The sequence below is a fragment of the Exiguobacterium sp. R-17 genome (assembly GCF_049913315.1).
In the GTDB taxonomy this organism is placed as follows: Bacteria; Bacillota; Bacilli; order Exiguobacteriales; family Exiguobacteriaceae; genus Exiguobacterium_A.
On sequence record NZ_CP184372.1, the window covers coordinates 2,416,337 to 2,433,499 of the forward strand.

Below are 17,163 nucleotides of genomic sequence, written 5' to 3' on the forward strand. Positions count from 1 at the left end.
CTCACACAAGAAAGTTACTGACGAGAATCAAAATACGGTGAAAAACTATGATCGACTTCCTCGTACGGATCAACGTACGATTTACGACTCGTTTGCGTCTGACGCAACTGACTGATTTGTACCCCTAATTTAGCCGTTTCTGCTGATAATTTCAAGTCGATTTTCCGACTATCAGCGACGAGTTCCTGGATGATGGCTTGATTGGCTCCAGCCAGCAGATTCGAATGGGCAGCGATGAACGCTTCGCGTTTGTTCAGCAGACCTTGAATCTTCTCAATCCACTCGTCATATGTCTCTTCATTCGGCGTTTGATCAAGTAGTTCAATCAGTCGTTTTGTCTTCAGGCGAAGCGGATCGAGCGGACTCATCGTTGCCGTGCGAGTTTCATCGCTTCTTTCCACGTCTCGCGGAATTCTTCCGCAAAGCCGATCACTTCGTCGATTGCAACGAGGTCATTTTTGACGTTGGCATCAATCAGGCGTGTTTGCATGTAGTCGTAGAGGCTATTCAAGTCTTTCGATAGCGCAATCGATTGATTGAGCGTCAATTGTAACTCCGAAATGATTGCTTGTGCTTTTTGGATGTTTGTATTTTTTTGTTCGATCATCTTCTGTTCGATCGCTCGTTTCGCAAGCATCGAAAATTTGATTAATCCTTCGTATAACATCAGTGTTAAATCTTGAGGTAACGCTGTCGTTACCGAGTTCGTCTGATACGTCGCATAAGGGTTCATCGCGTTTCCTCCTCTTTATTGTCCTTGTCCGAGATAACCAGCAAGTGTCGCCGACTGACTGTTCGCTTGGTTCATTGCTTGTTCCATCGCCGCGAATCGGCGATAGTAACTGTCTTCTTTTCGTTTTAGCTTGTCTTCCCACGACAACATGCTCTTATCGAGATCAGCCAGTGATTTTCCGAGTCGATACGTTGTTGCAACTGCTCCGTCCCGACCAGCGACTCCAGAAATTTTATCGCGAAGCGTCGTTGCGAACCCTTGAATTTGCCGGACGAAACCGTCAATTCCGTTTTGACTTGGAACCGGATTACCTTGTGCGTCCTTTGGTGGTTCCGGTGCATCAGCTGTGAATAACTTATAGACACCTTCTGGCTGTTCTTCGAGCATCTTCTTCAATTTCGTCTCATCGATTTTCAGCTTCCCACCGTCCCGGAAGTCACTTGTTGAAGTAATCCCGATTTGCGACATGTACTGGAGTTGAATCGTATCCGTACCTGACGTGTAAGAATAACCGGTATCGATTTTTGACGAGATTGCGCTTCGGAACTGATTCAGCCCGTCCTGTAGATAGCTATCGTTCTTCAGAACTCCACTGATTGCTTTTTCTTCCCACTTCTTGACTTCATCCTCGCTGAGTTCCTTACGCTGGGCATCCGTCAGTGGCTGATAATCGCGATACTTCTCTTCCCGAACTTTTTTATTCATCTTATCGATGACGTCATTGTATTTATCGACGAAGTTTTTGATCGAGTCGAAGTTTTTCTGCGTATCGAGTGTCGTATTGATTGTCGTTGCTGTTTCTGAGACATTATTCAACGTAATCGTCAGACCGTTCTGCGTGAATGTATTTGTCGTCTGTTCGAGTTGTTGTCCACCAATCGTATACTTAGCGTTCTGTCCTTCACGACCAAAGGTTCCATCCTCTGAATTAACCTTTGCAGTATTATTTGAAGCATCAACAATCGAGATGTCGGCACCTGCAGGATTTAAGTTACCGGTACTCGTTTTCGTTAAGACAAGTTTCCCCGTCAAATCATTGAACACGGCGTTCATCCCAAGACTTGTTTTACCATTGATTGCTGCTGTTAAGTCAGAAATCTTTTGTGTTGCGTCAAGCTTCAACGTCTCCGTCACCGCTTTACCTGTCGCATCGAAGGTATTGATCTGCACATTGATTTTTCCGTCCGCGTCCTTCGTGAACAGTCCACTTTCTTCGAGTGTCGCATCACTCTTTTTTCCGCTTGCTGCGACGAGTGTCACTGATGCAGCACTGGCTAGTTGATCGATACTATCAATCGTTACGCTGCCAGCTGATGCTGCTGGACTTGCCGTTACCGTCAATGCCGTCGGATTAGAACTCGTAACCGTTTTTGATTGATAGTTTTTTGACAACAGCATATCGCTTGCAGCTGTTCTGAAATCAAGTAATGCTCGGTTCATCTCCCGGTATGCATCGCGTTGCCACGTCAGCGTCTGTTTCTTTTGCGATAACCGATCGACCGGCGCTCGTTCCGCCTGCATCAATTGTTTGATCATCGTTTCGGTATCAATTCCACTTGCAAGACCACTCAGTCGAATGCCTGCCATCCAATCATTCCTTTCTGTTAAATCCGTTTATCGATCAGTTGATTAAATTCCATGAAAGCCGCAAAAAAATCGAGTTCCTTTTTACTCGGAATTTCTTGGACGACGTTATTATTCGTATCAACGACTTGAATGTAATATTCGTTCAGTTGTTCATGCTTGACGAATTTTAATCCCGTTCGTTGCAGTTCAAGCTTTATGTTTGCCTGCTCCATCGCTGTTTCGAGCTTCGTAATATGTTGTGGTGTCGGTAGGACAACGACCCCGTCTTCTGCTAACGTTTCCTGATTCGCTTCCACAAACACATTACGTGTCGCTTCGTACGGTAGGACGTTCGAAGGCAGATGAAGGCGAATTTCCGTATTGATGGAATTCATTGTCGGTCACTCCTTATTTATTCTCTATGTAGTATATCGGTCAATTCATTGAATTTGTTAGAGTTCGAATAGAACAAAACAAAAAAGGTCACGGAACGAGTCCGTGACCTGAATAATCGATATGTGCCAATTACGATTAACGGAGTAATTGGAGAACGCCTTGCGGCTGTTGGTTCGCTTGCTACGCGCATTAGCTTTCGCTAATGATAAGACTATATCTTCATCCTTGAAGTTCAAGGAGCTGGGCACTTCCCCCGCCGTTTACGGAGTACGGATTTCATAACCATCGGACAAGTCCATTAGGTCGTCTATCCTAGTCGTTGAACCTTCACCAAGGTTTCCCTACAGGTGCTTGGCTGCTGATTGTCCAATCCTTGATGTTTTTCAAAACGATTACGCTCGCCGTTTCCAGCCACGTTGTCGTACATCAAGGCTCTCAGGAGTTCCAGCAATTCACCCAGTCATAATCTAATCCGTTACCAAATTAGACGCCCGGTAAAATCAATCATCGAAGGAGTTGGAGAACGCCCTGCGGTGTTTGATTCGATTGAGCCAACATTGCTTGTGCAGCTTGTGCAAGAATCGAGTTCTTTGTTTGGTTCATCATTTCTTTCGCCATATCAACGTCACGAACGCGTGATTCTGCCGCTGTTAGGTTTTCAGAAGATGTTTTAAGGTTGTTGATTGTGTGCTCGAGGCGGTTTTGAACTGAACCCATTTTTGAACGTTCAGCTGATACTTGTTTAATAGCATCATCTACTGTTTTTATTGCTTTTTCTGCACCAGATGTTGTAGTAACGTTAACATCTTTAATTTTATCAGAAGTGTTTCCAAGTGTTTTTGTAGACATTTCATTGATATCGATTAGCATATTTTGATCTTTATTAGCTCCGATATGAATGGAAGCGCCCGTACTATTCACTGTAATAGTAGCTGTAGAAGAAGCCGCTCCTTTAGCTGAAAATTCAGCATTTCCATAAACAATTTTTTGTCCAACTCCTGTTATAGCACTAGTAACACTCGTTGCATTATCTTTTACTTCCGCTTTAGCATCAACACCTGCTGTTGATGTCGGTTCTATATTTGCATCTGTACCTAAAACTTTATCTTTTAACCAAAGAGCATCTGTTCCAGCAAAATCGATTTTACCAGTAGAACCAAATGAAGTAGATTCGAATTTAGATTTAGAACCTTCAGCGCCGACTGTCATTTCAACACCTGTTTTATCTTTTACTGCATTTACGGCGACTTTTAAACCTTCGATAGTATTTATACCATTAGTATCAATTTTAACTCCATTAATAATGAAATCTTTCCCGGTAGCTTTAGCAACTTCTGCGTTATCTGCATTAGTAGTAGCTTCTTTAGTAGCTTTTGTAGCTTCGGTAGTCACCTTTACATCATAGGTACCTTTAGCTAAACCACTAGTCGAAATTACATCAACATTTGCAGTGTTATTAGAAGTACCTTTAGCTCCTAAAGAACCATTTAGTAGACTTTGAGTATTGAACTCTGTTGTATTAGAAATTCTGTCTACTTCTGAATTCAATTGATTGATTTCTTTTTGAATTTCGTTACGATCGTCTCCTGTATTCGTGTCATTAGAAGCTTGAACAGATAGTTCTCGCATCCGTTGAAGAATATCGTGCGTTTCATTTAATGCACCTTCGGCTGTTTGTGTTAAGGAAATACCATCTTGCGCGTTACGCGAAGCTTGATCAAGTCCACGGACTTGAGCACGCATTTTTTCAGAGATTGCAAGACCAGCTGCATCGTCTCCTGCTTTGTTGATACGAAGACCTGAAGCGAGTTTCTCCATTGATTTACTTTGTGCTGCAGAAGCTGCAGACAATTTGTTGTGCGTATTAAGCGCAGTTACGTTGTGATTGATAATCATTGTAATTTCCCTCCATAGGATAAGTTTTTTGTCTCTTTGAAGATCCGTCTTCTCCGAGATGTGTCCCCTGGCCGGCCCAAGGGTGACACGGTAGAATTAGTCGATGACTGCTTCCACCTTATATATCGTCGTCCACTCGAAATGTTTAACAACTTTCTTCAAAAAAATACAAAAAAATCGCACATCTGGTTTGGATGTACGATTTCCCTATAGTCTAAAGACGTGTCGCTCCAGTCTCTTCCTGTAATTGTTCTGCTACTGCTACAAGCTCTTCCATTGCTCCATTGACTTCACCAAGCGATGCCGCTTGATGACTAGACGCTTGTAAAACTTGCTCAGCATGCTTCGATGCTTCCTCGACCATTGCAAGGATATTCGCTGTCGTTAATCCAACCTGATCGATCTCTTGATCCGATTTGACGACGAGCTGGTCGACCGATTTAACACGTGAGTAAACGTTCTCTGTTGAATGATGAATTTCTTCGAACGCCGATCCTGCTTGCTCGACGAGTCCAACACCAGTTGCCACTTCACTTTGAACATCGGTCATTGCATTCGCTGTATCATTAACAAGACGTTTGACACCAGAAATCAAATCGGTGATTTCTTTTGCGGATGTCGCTGTTTGTTCCGCGAGTTTTTTAACTTCTGCTGCAACGACCGCAAAGCCACGCCCTGCTTCACCAGCTCGCGCTGCTTCAATCGATGCATTTAAACTGAGTAAGTTCGTTTGTGCCGAAATATCACTGATGACATCGGTAATCCGCGAGATCTCACCTGTCATATCTGTCAGGCGACCATTGAGTGTCGCCGACTGTTCCATCTTCTTCGAGATCATATGCATCGCTTCGACGGAATCTGTTGCGAGTGTCTTCCCGTTTTGTGCTTCCGTCTGCATGACTGTCGCCGATTTCAAGGCTTCATTCATCTCTTTCGCGACTTCATCCATCGTCCGTTTGACGGCACCGAGCGCATCCATCGATAAGTACGCTTGATCGACGTTCTCGTTCATCTTCGCTGACAACTCTGCCATCGCTGAACGAATACTTTCACCCGATGCGTTACCTTCCTGGACTGCTGCTGCGATTTCTTGTGCAGACGCTGTTAGCTTATCGCTTGAACTTCCCATCTGTGTCGCCTGTTTACGGATATGTAAGACCATGACTTCGAGCTCGTGCATCAGTTGGTCGACTTCATCGCCGCGCTTCGCTTCCTCGAAATCGACGTTGAAGTTACCGTTCGCGACTTCGCGTGCCGTTTCTGTCGCCTTTTCAATTGCTTTAATTGGTTGACGCAAGATTAACTGAATCAACGACGTTCCAATCAACGATAACAATAAGCCAATCCCTGCTCCAATCCAGATCGCATTCGTATCTGCGACATCAAGTCCACGATGGAGATAAAGCACAAGCTGGGCTGAAATACCGCTCGTGATGACCGAGATGGCTAAGACCCAAAAGAATAACCGTACCTTCAAGTTGCTTCGTAATTTACGCATAACCGAAACTTCCTTTCCTGTATCTTCTTTCACCGTCCTCTCTATCGGTTTCTTTTGTAACCGTTTTAAGTCAGTTGACCTGATTTTCAAAAGCGATTTCCAGCGATATGACAAAAATACATCAAAAAGAGTGATGGATCGCTTCATCCATCACTCGTTACCGTACTATTATTTCCGCTCAATCTCGACATACTTATATGAGATATCCGTTCCGACATTGTGGCGGGCAAGATGTGTGACTTCTGTGTTTTGCAAGAAAGCATTCTTCCGTTGGTAGACAGGCGAGATCGCTTGATTGTCGAGCAATACACTTTCCGCTTTACTGAGTAATGCGAGACGTTTGTCTTGATCGAGTTCACTTTCAGCCTGCTTCAAGAGACGGTCATACTGTTTATTCGAGTAGTTCATCATGTTGAACGGGTTACCTGTCGTGAACAAGTTCAGGTATGTCGTTGCATCCTGATAGTCCGGCGCCCAACTTGCAAGTGACAAATCGTAGTCCCCGCGTCCTTCACGGGCGAGACGTTCTTTCTTCGGGAGTGACAACAGTTTGACGTCGACGTTCTGTTTCTTCAACGCCCCTTGGATATACTCACCGATTTTTTTCGAGACATCGTCATCTTCAATCAACATCGTCAGCTCAAGGTTTTGCTTCGCAAGTACTTTGTTCGCCGCTGCTGCATCATACGATGATTCGATTTGACGCGCGTTATCGTATTTCGGATCGAGTTCTTGCGGTACGATGTAATCGGCTGGCAGTGATCCGTTTCCGAGTAATGTTTCTGTCAGTGCTTTTTTATCGTATGCTGCGTCGATCGCTTGGCGTGTCTGTTTGTCCTTCAAGGTATCTGTCTTTTCGTTCATCCGGATAAAGAACATCCGCGAATCGCTGAACGTGTTGTACTCTTTTTTCCCTTTGTACGTGACGACGTTCTCCGAGTTGAGTGGTGCAACATCGAGATCGCCTGACTCGAACAAGTTGATCGCAAGCATCGGGTCCTTGATGATCTTAACGTCGACTTCGTCAATCTTGACATTTTTCCGGTCTGCGTACTCAGCATTCTTCGCGAGCGTATAGCCTTGCTCCGCTTGATATTTCTTGAATGTGAACGGTCCGTTGTAGACGTTCGTCTTCGGATCCGTTCCGAACTGGTCGCCTTCTGCTTTGACGATATCTTCCCGGACTGGCATGTACGTGCCGAACGTCGTCATGCTGAGGAAATATGGTGTCGGACGTTTCAATTCGATCCGAAGTGTCTCATCGTCGACCGCTGTCGTTTTTTCGACCGGCTCGAGCAAGTAAGCGAATGGTGAGTTCGTTTTGATGACGCGCTCAAATGCATAACGGAAGTTCTCCGCTGTGACGGGCTTTCCGTCTGACCATTTTGCATTCGGGTCAAGCTTGAACGTATAGACCTTCCCGTCCTCTGAGACGCTATGCGATTTTGCTGCTGCCGGAACAAGTTCGTTTTTCTCATCAAAACGATAGAGTCCTTCGTAGATTTGATTGAAGATGTTTGACGTGATGGCGTCTGCCGGATCGACCGACAGGAGATCGTAGCTCTCCATCGTATGCAAGACCTTCTTATCTGCTTTTTTATCCTCTGCTGGTTCTGTCGTTGCACATCCTGCGATTAAAACTGCCGTGCTCGCCGCTGCGATCAATGTCTTTTTCATGTGTAGTGCCTCCTGAGAAATGTGATGAGCGTTGGATGATTCGGCATTTGACGTACAACAAAAGGCGCCCTCTACGCATAGCTAACAGCTAATGCATAGAGGACGCCTGTATCCGCGCGGTGCCACCTCTGATTGAGACGAAAAATCGTCTCCACTTGTCGCTGGTCCAACAACCAGCTAGCCCGGTAACGGGGGCAACCGTCCTATCTACTCGAAGGTTCAACAGGCTCTCAGCGGTCCATTCTCGTTCAGCTTACCGTGTCAGGCTCTCACCATTCCTGACTCGCTTGGTCGGCAGTGTTGACGATACTTACTCCGCGTCGTCGATGTAATTGATATGGCTTAACTTGTTGTTTACTTTACACGGCTTGTTTTTCGCTGTCAACGAAAAAAACTCAGAACGGATGGTCTTCTTGTTTTTCTTGTTCCCGACGGACCGGTCGTGGTTGAATCGGTTCGACGTGTTTGACATGTGTTCGTGTAACGATGCGGTTACTGAGTGCTGCATCGACCAAAATCGTGATCGCTGCTGCCATGTGTAAGAACATCCCAACGACCGGAATGACACCGACCGTTGATGCGACGATCCCGACGATGTTCCCTTTTGAAACATTTCCAGCACGTGCCGTCAATACGACAACGACGATGTGGAAAGCGAGCATCAACCACAGGGCATTATAACCTGAGAAAATGACGATTGAACCACCTAAGAGCGGAATCCCGAGCACCGCTTCCATTCCACCTGATACCCACTTCAATGTCCGCAATGAATCCTGTCGACTCTCCATGACGTCGCCTCCTCTTTTTTTCCATATGTTTAGTATACGACGGATTGCAGAAAAGGTTCCAACGTTTTTGTTTAGTTTCTGTAATAATATCAACAAAAAAACGATCGACGAATGCACTCAAGTCTTGCTCCCTTTCCTCAGGCGAGACACAAGCCGCGACTCTCTCGCTTTAGACGAAGAGCCGGGTCTTGTTTGTCTCTGACAGCGCAACTGCGCTTTTTCCTGTAGGAGTGGAGCAACTTGAGCATCCAGCATGCACTGGAATTTCCGTCAATCGCTCATTATTTTAAACCGCCAACACATGGAACTGATAACCACGATGCACGACGAATCCTGCCTCTTTATAAAGATCGAGTGCCCGGTCGTTATCCGTTTCGACGTCGAGTTCAAGCTGTGTCCGACCAGTCCGGAACAACGCTTGCACCATCAGTTTCAGCATCTTTTTCCCGTAGCCATTGCCTTGGGCTTCCGGACGAACGGCGAACGCATGAATGCTCGCTTGTGTATCGGAAGCAAGATAGGCACGAATGACACCGACCGGTTTGCCATTAGCGACGCCGATGAACGTGATCCGATCGTCAGATTCAATCGCTTGATAGATCGATTCTGCTTCTTCGTCCGTGTTCCCGAACGATTTACCGAGCGTCTCGACGATGAACGGACGGTCGTCTGCTGTCGCTTCGCGTAATTCGAAATCCGGATCTGCTTTTAAGAACAACTGCGCCTTTTTCAAGATCATGTTGTACTCGGTCATCCGGTACTCAGCACCTAACCGTTCGAGGACGGCTTGACCTGATTCACTGGCGTCATCAATGACGAACGTGAACGCTTCAACGCCTGCTTCTGTGGCACGCGCGCGTGCCGCTTCAACGAGTGCCGTGAAGATGCCCTGTTTCCGGTAATCGGGATCAACGAAGACATTCAATTCCCATTCCGTCGGTAAATACGCGAATGCTTGCAAATATCCAATCAATTGCTCACCGTCATAGATGGCGAAATCGTTCTCGCCGACCCAATCGGCTGCGACTTTTAATTCAATGCCGTCGTGATCGTTAACACATTTTTCGAGTTGTAATACATCTGTAGTCTGTTTGACGTCTGTGACGTTCCATTCCATATTCATTCACCTCATTTTCAACTATACCGAACGAACAAAAGAAGCACTAGCAAAAGCTAGTGCTCATTGCAGTTTGAATGTCTTCATCATCTGCGGAACGTCCTTAACGATCAAGTTCTCGATCGCTTTCTTACCGACAGCGCCTTTGACAGCTTCCGTCGGTAAGACGTAGTAGTACGTTTTACTACCTTTTGTCCCGAGATATGTACCATATCCGATTTCACGGTCGAATTGCTTTTTTGAGAGCTTCTTCGGCTCGTAGTTCAAGTTGACGAGTAGTTGATCGGCTCCCTTGACTTTATAGTACAACGCGAACGTCCCACTACGTGTCACGACACCGTATTTTGATTTGACCGTCTTGTTCTTGACGAGTTCGACCTTGTCTTGCTGGATTGCCTTTTTCAACGCATCCGTCGTCTTGACCGTATAGCCGAACGTCTTGTTCGCGACGATTCCTTTGCTATACGTTACGTTGCTTGCAGCAAAGCCCGTCACCGGAGTCAGACATGCTCCGAGTAAGACTCCTTTCATTGCGATTCGTTTCATGCTGACTCCCCCTTAAAATGATCGATAGTAATGAATTCCCTTTTGTGAAATAGGTAAACTCTATTCTCGAAAAAGATTTGACGGAATTGTCTAAATTTCTTACGATAAGGATAACGAAACGAAATGGGGTTAAAGCGATGACTGAACAAGAACAATTAACGCAAGAACAGCTCGATAACTTGCTCAAGAATGCGTTTGCAATGCAGGTTCCGATCCTCGAGAAGTTCATGAAGGATACACACGATCGTTATGCACTCGCAACGACGTCGTTCAAGCGTGATATGGAAGCAATGAAAGAGACGGAATGGCATCAGTTCTTCGCAAGTAAACTGTTACCGCACTTCTTCCTCGAGCACCTTGGATTCGGTGCATCGTTCCGCTTCAACGGACACGATAAGGAAGTCGATCTTCCGGAAAACGTTGTCCCAGTCCGTAATGATGCCGATGAGCAAATCGAAAAAGTCGTCCTTGGGGTCAAAAAGGCGATGCAAGATGAGCACATCAAGAATCACGATCTCGTCGCGAATTTCTATAAAGAAACACTCGAACTCGCTTGCCAGATGGGGAGCCGTGTCGGGATGAGCGATGAGTTCTATACTCTCGTCAAACCAAGTCTCGTTCATGCGAACGAAGGCGAATGATCGTTATATTCAAGAGAGGTCAGTTTCGGATTAGCTCCGAAAACCGACCTCTCTTTTTGTATGCCTGATCTAGTGAGATGAAAAACGAACGTAAAAGACTGCCCCTCCACCACTCCGGTCACGGACACCATACTCGAATTGATGACTATCGAGGATCATCCGACTGATTGCAAGACCAAGTCCATGTCCGGCACTGCCTTCTTGTTTAACGTAGACGTCCCAGATCGTTGGCCGATCTTCTGCTCGGACACCCACTCCTTCATCCTCGACCGTCAATTCGTCATGCGTTAAGCGAACCGTGACCGTTCCGCCGACTGGTGAAGCAAAACGGGCGTTCATCAAGAAGTTGATTAGGACACGTTCGAACATCCGTGGATCAAGTGATTGCCTAACCGGTTGCAGCTCCGTCGCCAGTGTCAGTCCTGCTTGCGTGAACGTACTGCGCAGGCGTTCAACCGTCGCTGTCACTAATTCATCGACCGCTATCTCAGTTATGTCAAGCGGCATCCGGCCACCAGCAAGCTTCGAATAGAGTAACGTCTCGTCAATCAGATGACCGAGACGATCCGTCTCCTCGATGATACTTGTCGTCACGTCGGGTAGTTCGGCAACAGGAATGACACCTGCTGCGAGCGCCTCGGTCTCATTGCGAATGATTGCGAGTGGCGTCCGCAAGTCATGGGTGATACCGGCGATGAATGTCTTTTGCAGATGATCCTTTTGTTTCAGTTGTGTCTGCATCTCATCGACCGCGTCAATTAACTCTCCGACTTCATCCTTCGGTCGCGCTGGCAGGACGACATCCGTTTCACCAGCACCAATCTTTTGAGCGACGGATCGAAGCGTCACGATCGGTCGTGTCAGGTGCCGTCCCATATAGTAAGCGAGTAAGGATGCCAGCAACAGGGTCACAAGTAACGCGAGTCCAATCGCGATGTAAACACCGTCGAGGGCGCTACTCGCAAGCGGTGCTTGCCGGACCGTCGTGATCCGGGTACCGTCAGCGGTCAGCTGATACGTCAGCAACCGTTCGTCTTGCACTTCAATGACGTCTTCTTTCTTAAGACCGTCAAGAAGTGGTAACCGTCCTGCCGGTCCACGTGCGCCGATCCGTTGCGTCAATCCATCGGTCGTCAAAAACCCTTGGATATCACGCGGAATTGGCGTGTCGGCTTCAAGCGCTTGTTTGATGATGTTCGCTTCCCGCGCGAGTTGATCGTATCGTTCGCCTTCTGCAAACCGATTAACGAGGAATGCCGTCAAGACGAAACTGAGAACGCCCATCACGAGTAACGGACCGACGACAGCGTATAAGAATTTCCGCATCAAGGGACGTCGTTTCATTCGATCGCCTCCAATCGATAGCCGACCCGGTGCACCGTCTTCAATTGTTGTTTAATGACGGGTAGCTTATCCCGCAATTGCTTGACGTGCGTGTCGACCGTCCGGGTATCGCCACCGAATGCGTAACCCCAAACGTCGTCGAGAATTTGATCCCGACTGAGTGCCTCCCCGAGATGTTCGATGAAGTAAAGCAACAGTTCGAATTCCATCTTTGCGAGACTGACTGTCTGTTCTCCCGCTTTGACTTGGCGTCCCTTCTCATCGATCGTCAAGTCACCGAACACATGACGGGCGACCGGCCGGACTTTTAATGCCCGTTCGAGCCGGATCGTCAATTCCTTCAGGACGACCGGTTTGACGAGATAATCATCGGCACCGAGTTCGAGTCCGAAGACACGATCATCTGCCTCCCCACGCGAGGTCATCATGAAGACGACCGGCGGCTGGACTTGTGATTTGATACTTGGCACGAGCGACCAACCGTCACCGTCCGGCAAGCGGACGTCGATTAAGACAGCGTCAAACGCTGTCGTTAAGCACTGTTTCGCCTCTGCTAACGAACCGGCAATCGTTACCTCATACGCATGGTGACGCAGGAAACGCGCCGTCACCTGCGCTAATTTTTGTTCATCCTCAATCAATAGTACATTCATGGTCATCCCTCCACTCCTAGTGTAGCGCCTTTTTATCCAGATTTTCCTTTCTTCGCAGTTTCTTTGCAACTTCCTCACAACTTCTCTTTCGTGACCCTCTACCATAAAAGGTGAAAGGAGTGATCATCCCATGACATTCAAAAAACAATGGATCACTGCATTGACAATTAGCGCATTAACCGTCGGAGGCGCATCAGCATACGCTGCGACGAACGACGACTCGAGCACGACAAAACAAGCGAAACACGGGCACCACTTCGAAGGTATGAAAAAACACGACATGACGTTACTCTTGAAAAAATTGAACCTGACACAAGCTGAGGCAGATGTTGCCCGGGAAAAAGGGCAATCAATCGCCGATCTCGCAAAAGCAAAAGGCATCTCGTTCGCTGATTATAAAAAGGCAGAACTCGCAGCAGCGAAGGAACAGCTCGCTAGTCTCGTTAAATCAGGCGACTTAACACAAACGCAAGCAGACGACATGTTGAAGCGCCAGACGGAACGCTTCAGTGGCGTCAAAAGCTACGATGAGTTAAAAGAGAAGATGCCGATCGGTCGTCACGGTGGACCTGGTTTCTTCAACGAATCGTTGATTGCTGACGTCCTGAAAGCACTCGGACTGAGTCAGTCGAAGTTCGATGCAGCGAATCAATCGCTTGCTGCTTATGCGAAGGCACAATCGATTAAGTTCGCTGACTACAAAAAAGCGTTGCTTGCAGCTCAGACGAGTGAACTCAATCAGCTCGTCAAAGACGGGAAGATGACGAAAAAACAAGCAACGGAAATCAAGTCTCGTCTGACAGAGGAATATAAGGATGCGAAGAGCTACGATGATCTTCTGGATCGCGGCGAACACGGTAAGCGTGGTGACCATGGACCGGGTGGTGTCTTCGGTGACTCGACGTCAGCAATTTTAAAAGCACTCGGACTCGATGAAACAAAGTTCAAGGAAGCGGATCAATCCTTGCCTGAATTTGCGGAAGCGAACAAGATCGCTTATGCCGATTTCGAGAAAGCTATCCTAACAGCGCAAAACGCTGCGATTGATCAACAAGTCAAAGATGGCAAGCTAACAAAAAAACAAGCGAAGCAGATCAAGGAACACATCCAGTCACGAGCGGATGCGGTTTCAAGCTACGCTGATTTGAAAAAAGGACCAGAGCGCGATGGTCATGGTCGAGGACACGGACCTGGTCCGGACGGCGACATGCCGGGCGCACCGGATCAAGGATCGGATGCAGATCCGAATGCGAGTGCTACATCCGTCGATTTAGCGATTTAAAGATTAAACCGAGGCTCTTTCATCAGAGCTTCGGCTTTTTTTGTTCACGTTAGGACAATTGTCTTTTAATCATGAATTTCATATACTGGTTCACTTTTTTGAAAAATAAGTCTATTCCTTGAACGAATGTTGCAATTTCCATTTCCTACACCCGATACTAGTAGAGAGAACGTTAGTATCGTAAGGAGGTGACGTGGATGGCTTTTCATGAAGCGATGAATCGGATTCGTCAATCCGACACAGCCCCACTCTATATCGGTGGACTTGAAGTATCCCGTCCGGAAACGGCGGAAGCCTTCTTTCAGCAACAGACAGATGCAATCTTTTTATTTGATGCCTCTGGAACGATCATCTATTTCAACGAACAGTTACAGGACATGCTCGGCTATTCCGCTGAGACGCTCTATGAGCACTTTGCCGTCTTCAATCCACCTGATCAAGTCGAAGCGGTGACATCCTTTTTCAATCGTGCGCTACATGGTGAGACCGTTCATTATACGGCACAAGGACTCCATGCCGATCAACACCGGGTTACGTTAAAAATTACGAACATGCCGGTTGAACAAGACGAACAAGTCATCGGCGTTTACGGGATCGCACGTGATATCACACGTGAGAAACAACTCGAAGAAGATGTCTCGTCCATTCGCTCTCAACTTGAACTGACGGAACAGATTCCGGAACTCGTCATCTTCCACTTTGATATCCACACACAAACGATCGAGTTCTCCCCCGCACTCCTCCATTTTTTAGGGTTGTCGGAAACCGATGCAACGACGCTCGATCAAGCACAATTATTCAGTCGGATTCATCCTCGCGACTTCGATCCACTCCGGTTCGAGATGGAACGTTTGATTGCAGGTGAAAAGGAACGTTTTGAAATGGAAGTCTCCCTGCTGACCGCTGACGATACCTATCAGCTGTTGCGCTTGAAAGCCTTCCATCGTCCCCATCATCCGGATCATCTATCGGTCGTTCTCTATGACTTATCGGAAGTCGACGAGGCACGCCGGCAACTCGTCACGGAACGAGCGCAGGCACGTGAAATCTATGAAGCCGTCAACGCCGCGATCTCACAAATCGACTTATTCTCGGGTCGGATCCTGTTTCATTCGCAAGGATTCCTCCATATCTTCGAAGAATTGCCAGAGAATTTAATCCTTAGTCGTGAGTGGTTGTTCAAACGATTAGACGCGCGCGATCATGCTGCAATGAAACAATTCATCGGACGATTGGTGGACGGTCAAGCTGATACGATCCAGTACCGCCTTCACTTCCCGGATGGTCGCGTCAAATGGATTGAGGACCAACAAATCCCCGTCTTCCAACTGGACGGTACGATTGCTTATACGAACAGCATCATGCATGATATCACGCTTCAAAAAGCGTACGAGGAACGATTGCGGCAGCTCGCTTTACGTGACGCTGTGACGCATCTGCCGAACCGGCAAGCGCTGATTGAGACGATCGATGTGTGGCAACAGAAGGACCACCCCTTCTTCGTCCTCACCGTCTCCTTTAACCGGATTGCTGAGATCAATAATGCCTTCGGACACGGATCTGGTGATCAGTGGCTAAAAGGAACGGCTGCCTTATTACAGCAAACAAAGTCAGATGGAATGTTTCTCGGACATCTTGGTGGTGATGAGTATGCCTTGCTCGTACCGACAAGCTATAAACAGGACGTGACGGCATGCGCCGAGGCACTACTCGATCTATCGGAAACACCAATCTCGATCGAACCATACGCCTTGTTCGCTCGTATTTCCGTTGGGGTCAGTCGCTATCCGGAAGACAGTACGGACGCCGTCGAATTGTTAAAGCATTCCTATACCGCCTTACGACGATCGCGTCGTGAAAATCACAGTACGATACACCACTACGCATCGAATCTCGATATCGATTATTACCGGCGCTACCGGCTCGAGCAGGACTTACATTACGCGATCGAACGTAATCAACTGTTCCTCGAATATCAGCCAAAAGTCGACAGCTGGACGGGAAAGATTGTCGGTCTCGAAGCACTGATTCGCTGGCAACACCCGGAATGGGGACGGATTCCACCGAACGACTTCATTCCGCTTGCCGAAGAGAGTGCTTTACATATCGCGATCGGAGACTGGGTCGTCGAGACGGCGTGCCGTTCGATGCAAGACTGGAAGGCGACCGGAGCAGATCTTGTTCCAATTTCCGTCAACGTCTCACCGAAACGATTCTTGATCCCCGGCTTCGAACACCATATCGAGCGGATGCTGTCGACGTACGATCTTGCGCCTGAGTTACTTGAACTTGAAATCACGGAAGCGGCTTTAATCATGGATGATCCGATGACGAGTCGGACGCTCGAATACGTCAGCCGGATCGGTGTTCGGATCGCACTCGACGACTTCGGGAAAGGCTATTCTTCAATGGTTTACCTGCAACGGTATCCAATCGATGTCATCAAGATTGATCGGCAGTTCGCGACCCACATCACGGATGACGCCAAAGCCCAAGCGATCGTCAAAAGCATTCTCTATATGGCAGGTGAGTTCAATCTGACCGTCGTCGCAGAAGGCATCGAGACGCTCCGTCAGCTCGATACGTTTCGGACGCTCAATTGTCCGAGTATCCAAGGCTATCTATTCAGTCACCCGGTTCCAGCGGATGTCATGGTATCGTTCCTCCTGCGGGAGATTTTGTATCCAATCGAATCCTGTTCCTTGTCGAGCGATACCATTCCCCGTTTTTCCGTCTCTGGGAAAGTTCGCATGCTGACACATCATGCCCAGTCGTTCGAACTGCCCTTCTCAGACATTAAAGCGCATCAAACGAGTACGCGGGCACTCTATTTTTCGTCAAAGACGTTGTTACCGTTGTCGGACGCAACGTTTGAGATTCGCTTGAGTGAAGGAGTTCAACTCGTCTCCTGTACGGTGACTATCACCGGACAACAAGATCATCAATACATCGGTGAATATACGAATCCGGCAGAAGCAGAACAGATCATGCGTTTCTTCCAGTCGTTACGTTATCGCCCTTGACCT

Annotated in this window: 15 protein-coding genes and 1 other annotated feature; of the genes, 3 read left to right on the top strand and 12 right to left on the bottom strand. The window is 47.4% G+C overall.

The genetic code is table 11. The features are described from left to right. Positions 1–14: 14 nt before the first annotated feature. From ACN9MT_RS12765 to ACN9MT_RS12810, 10 genes are all read right to left on the bottom strand, one after another. The gene (locus ACN9MT_RS12765) at positions 15–401 is read right to left on the bottom strand and encodes a hypothetical protein (RefSeq protein WP_426272290.1); all 387 of its coding nucleotides are present in this window, start codon (positions 399–401) and stop codon (positions 15–17) included. Further along, a complete protein-coding gene (gene fliS, locus ACN9MT_RS12770; protein WP_035410054.1) occupies positions 365–733 on the bottom strand; it encodes a flagellar export chaperone FliS in 369 nt (122 codons plus the stop codon). Before fliS ends, ACN9MT_RS12765 begins: the two co-directional genes overlap by 37 nt. A gap of 15 nt (positions 734–748) precedes the next feature. Beyond that, positions 749–2,320: a flagellar filament capping protein FliD gene (fliD, locus tag ACN9MT_RS12775; RefSeq protein ID WP_426272291.1), complete on the bottom strand. Its 1,572-nt coding sequence runs from the start codon at positions 2,318–2,320 to the stop codon at positions 749–751. A gap of 17 nt (positions 2,321–2,337) precedes the next feature. Continuing rightward, entirely contained in the window at positions 2,338–2,694 is a 357-nt protein-coding gene (locus ACN9MT_RS12780; protein ID WP_426272292.1) for a flagellar protein FlaG, read from the bottom strand. 505 nt (positions 2,695–3,199) lie between these two features. Continuing rightward, positions 3,200–4,591: a flagellin gene (locus tag ACN9MT_RS12785; RefSeq protein ID WP_426272293.1), complete on the bottom strand. Its 1,392-nt coding sequence runs from the start codon at positions 4,589–4,591 to the stop codon at positions 3,200–3,202. Between the two features lie 214 nt (positions 4,592–4,805). Further along, positions 4,806–6,089 carry a methyl-accepting chemotaxis protein gene (locus tag ACN9MT_RS12790; protein WP_426272294.1) on the bottom strand — a complete coding sequence of 428 codons (1,284 nt, stop codon included), beginning with the start codon at positions 6,087–6,089 and terminating at the stop codon, positions 4,806–4,808. A 168-nt stretch (positions 6,090–6,257) separates the two neighbouring features. Further along, complete coding sequence (locus ACN9MT_RS12795) at positions 6,258–7,766, bottom strand: peptide ABC transporter substrate-binding protein (protein WP_426272295.1); 1,509 nt, start codon at positions 7,764–7,766, stop codon at positions 6,258–6,260. Between the two features lie 95 nt (positions 7,767–7,861). After that, positions 7,862–8,099 (bottom strand) — a binding site (T-box leader). A 62-nt stretch (positions 8,100–8,161) separates the two neighbouring features. After that, the gene (locus ACN9MT_RS12800; RefSeq protein ID WP_035410070.1) at positions 8,162–8,554 is read right to left on the bottom strand and encodes a hypothetical protein; all 393 of its coding nucleotides are present in this window, start codon (positions 8,552–8,554) and stop codon (positions 8,162–8,164) included. Between the two features lie 286 nt (positions 8,555–8,840). Then, positions 8,841–9,671: a GNAT family N-acetyltransferase gene (locus tag ACN9MT_RS12805; RefSeq protein ID WP_426272296.1), complete on the bottom strand. Its 831-nt coding sequence runs from the start codon at positions 9,669–9,671 to the stop codon at positions 8,841–8,843. A 63-nt stretch (positions 9,672–9,734) separates the two neighbouring features. After that, positions 9,735–10,217, bottom strand: coding sequence for a hypothetical protein (locus tag ACN9MT_RS12810; RefSeq protein ID WP_426272297.1), 483 nt, complete (start codon positions 10,215–10,217; stop codon positions 9,735–9,737). A 137-nt stretch (positions 10,218–10,354) separates the two neighbouring features. Here ACN9MT_RS12810 and ACN9MT_RS12815 point away from each other — a divergent pair, with 137 nt between their 5' ends. Then, on the top strand, positions 10,355–10,858 hold the full coding sequence (locus ACN9MT_RS12815) for a hypothetical protein (protein ID WP_035410079.1): 504 nt from the start codon (positions 10,355–10,357) through the stop codon (positions 10,856–10,858). 69 nt (positions 10,859–10,927) lie between these two features. Here the strand turns inward: ACN9MT_RS12815 and ACN9MT_RS12820 are convergent, their stop codons facing one another. Beyond that, a complete protein-coding gene (locus ACN9MT_RS12820) occupies positions 10,928–12,202 on the bottom strand; it encodes an ATP-binding protein (RefSeq protein ID WP_426272298.1) in 1,275 nt (424 codons plus the stop codon). After that, the gene (locus ACN9MT_RS12825; RefSeq protein WP_426272299.1) at positions 12,199–12,855 is read right to left on the bottom strand and encodes a response regulator transcription factor; all 657 of its coding nucleotides are present in this window, start codon (positions 12,853–12,855) and stop codon (positions 12,199–12,201) included. The genes ACN9MT_RS12820 and ACN9MT_RS12825 overlap by 4 nt, the downstream gene beginning before the upstream one ends. Positions 12,856–12,985: 130 nt before the next feature. Between ACN9MT_RS12825 and ACN9MT_RS12830 the strand changes: the two genes are divergently transcribed. Both ACN9MT_RS12830 and ACN9MT_RS12835 read left to right on the top strand, forming a co-directional pair. Continuing rightward, the gene (locus tag ACN9MT_RS12830) at positions 12,986–14,137 is read left to right on the top strand and encodes a hypothetical protein (protein WP_426272300.1); all 1,152 of its coding nucleotides are present in this window, start codon (positions 12,986–12,988) and stop codon (positions 14,135–14,137) included. Positions 14,138–14,334: 197 nt separating this feature from the next. Further along, the gene (locus ACN9MT_RS12835) at positions 14,335–17,160 is read left to right on the top strand and encodes a sensor domain-containing protein (RefSeq protein ID WP_426272301.1); all 2,826 of its coding nucleotides are present in this window, start codon (positions 14,335–14,337) and stop codon (positions 17,158–17,160) included. Positions 17,161–17,163 lie beyond the last annotated feature (3 nt).

Bases quoted from the DNA above. Each gene is read 5' to 3' on its own strand.
- fliS (WP_035410054.1), bottom strand. From the start codon at position 733: ATGAACCCTTATGCGACGTATCAGACGAACTCGGTAACGACAGCGTTA.
- fliD (WP_426272291.1), bottom strand. From the start codon at position 2,320: ATGGCAGGCATTCGACTGAGTGGTCTTGCAAGTGGAATTGATACCGAA.
- ACN9MT_RS12780 (WP_426272292.1), bottom strand. From the start codon at position 2,694: ATGAATTCCATCAATACGGAAATTCGCCTTCATCTGCCTTCGAACGTC.
- ACN9MT_RS12785 (WP_426272293.1), bottom strand. From the start codon at position 4,591: ATGATTATCAATCACAACGTAACTGCGCTTAATACGCACAACAAATTG.
- ACN9MT_RS12790 (WP_426272294.1), bottom strand. From the start codon at position 6,089: ATGCGTAAATTACGAAGCAACTTGAAGGTACGGTTATTCTTTTGGGTC.
- ACN9MT_RS12795 (WP_426272295.1), bottom strand. From the start codon at position 7,766: ATGAAAAAGACATTGATCGCAGCGGCGAGCACGGCAGTTTTAATCGCA.
- ACN9MT_RS12800 (WP_035410070.1), bottom strand. From the start codon at position 8,554: ATGGAGAGTCGACAGGATTCATTGCGGACATTGAAGTGGGTATCAGGT.
- ACN9MT_RS12805 (WP_426272296.1), bottom strand. From the start codon at position 9,671: ATGGAATGGAACGTCACAGACGTCAAACAGACTACAGATGTATTACAA.
- ACN9MT_RS12810 (WP_426272297.1), bottom strand. From the start codon at position 10,217: ATGAAACGAATCGCAATGAAAGGAGTCTTACTCGGAGCATGTCTGACT.
- ACN9MT_RS12815 (WP_035410079.1), top strand. From the start codon at position 10,355: ATGACTGAACAAGAACAATTAACGCAAGAACAGCTCGATAACTTGCTC.
- ACN9MT_RS12820 (WP_426272298.1), bottom strand. From the start codon at position 12,202: ATGAAACGACGTCCCTTGATGCGGAAATTCTTATACGCTGTCGTCGGT.
- ACN9MT_RS12825 (WP_426272299.1), bottom strand. From the start codon at position 12,855: ATGAATGTACTATTGATTGAGGATGAACAAAAATTAGCGCAGGTGACG.
- ACN9MT_RS12830 (WP_426272300.1), top strand. From the start codon at position 12,986: ATGACATTCAAAAAACAATGGATCACTGCATTGACAATTAGCGCATTA.
- ACN9MT_RS12835 (WP_426272301.1), top strand. From the start codon at position 14,335: ATGGCTTTTCATGAAGCGATGAATCGGATTCGTCAATCCGACACAGCC.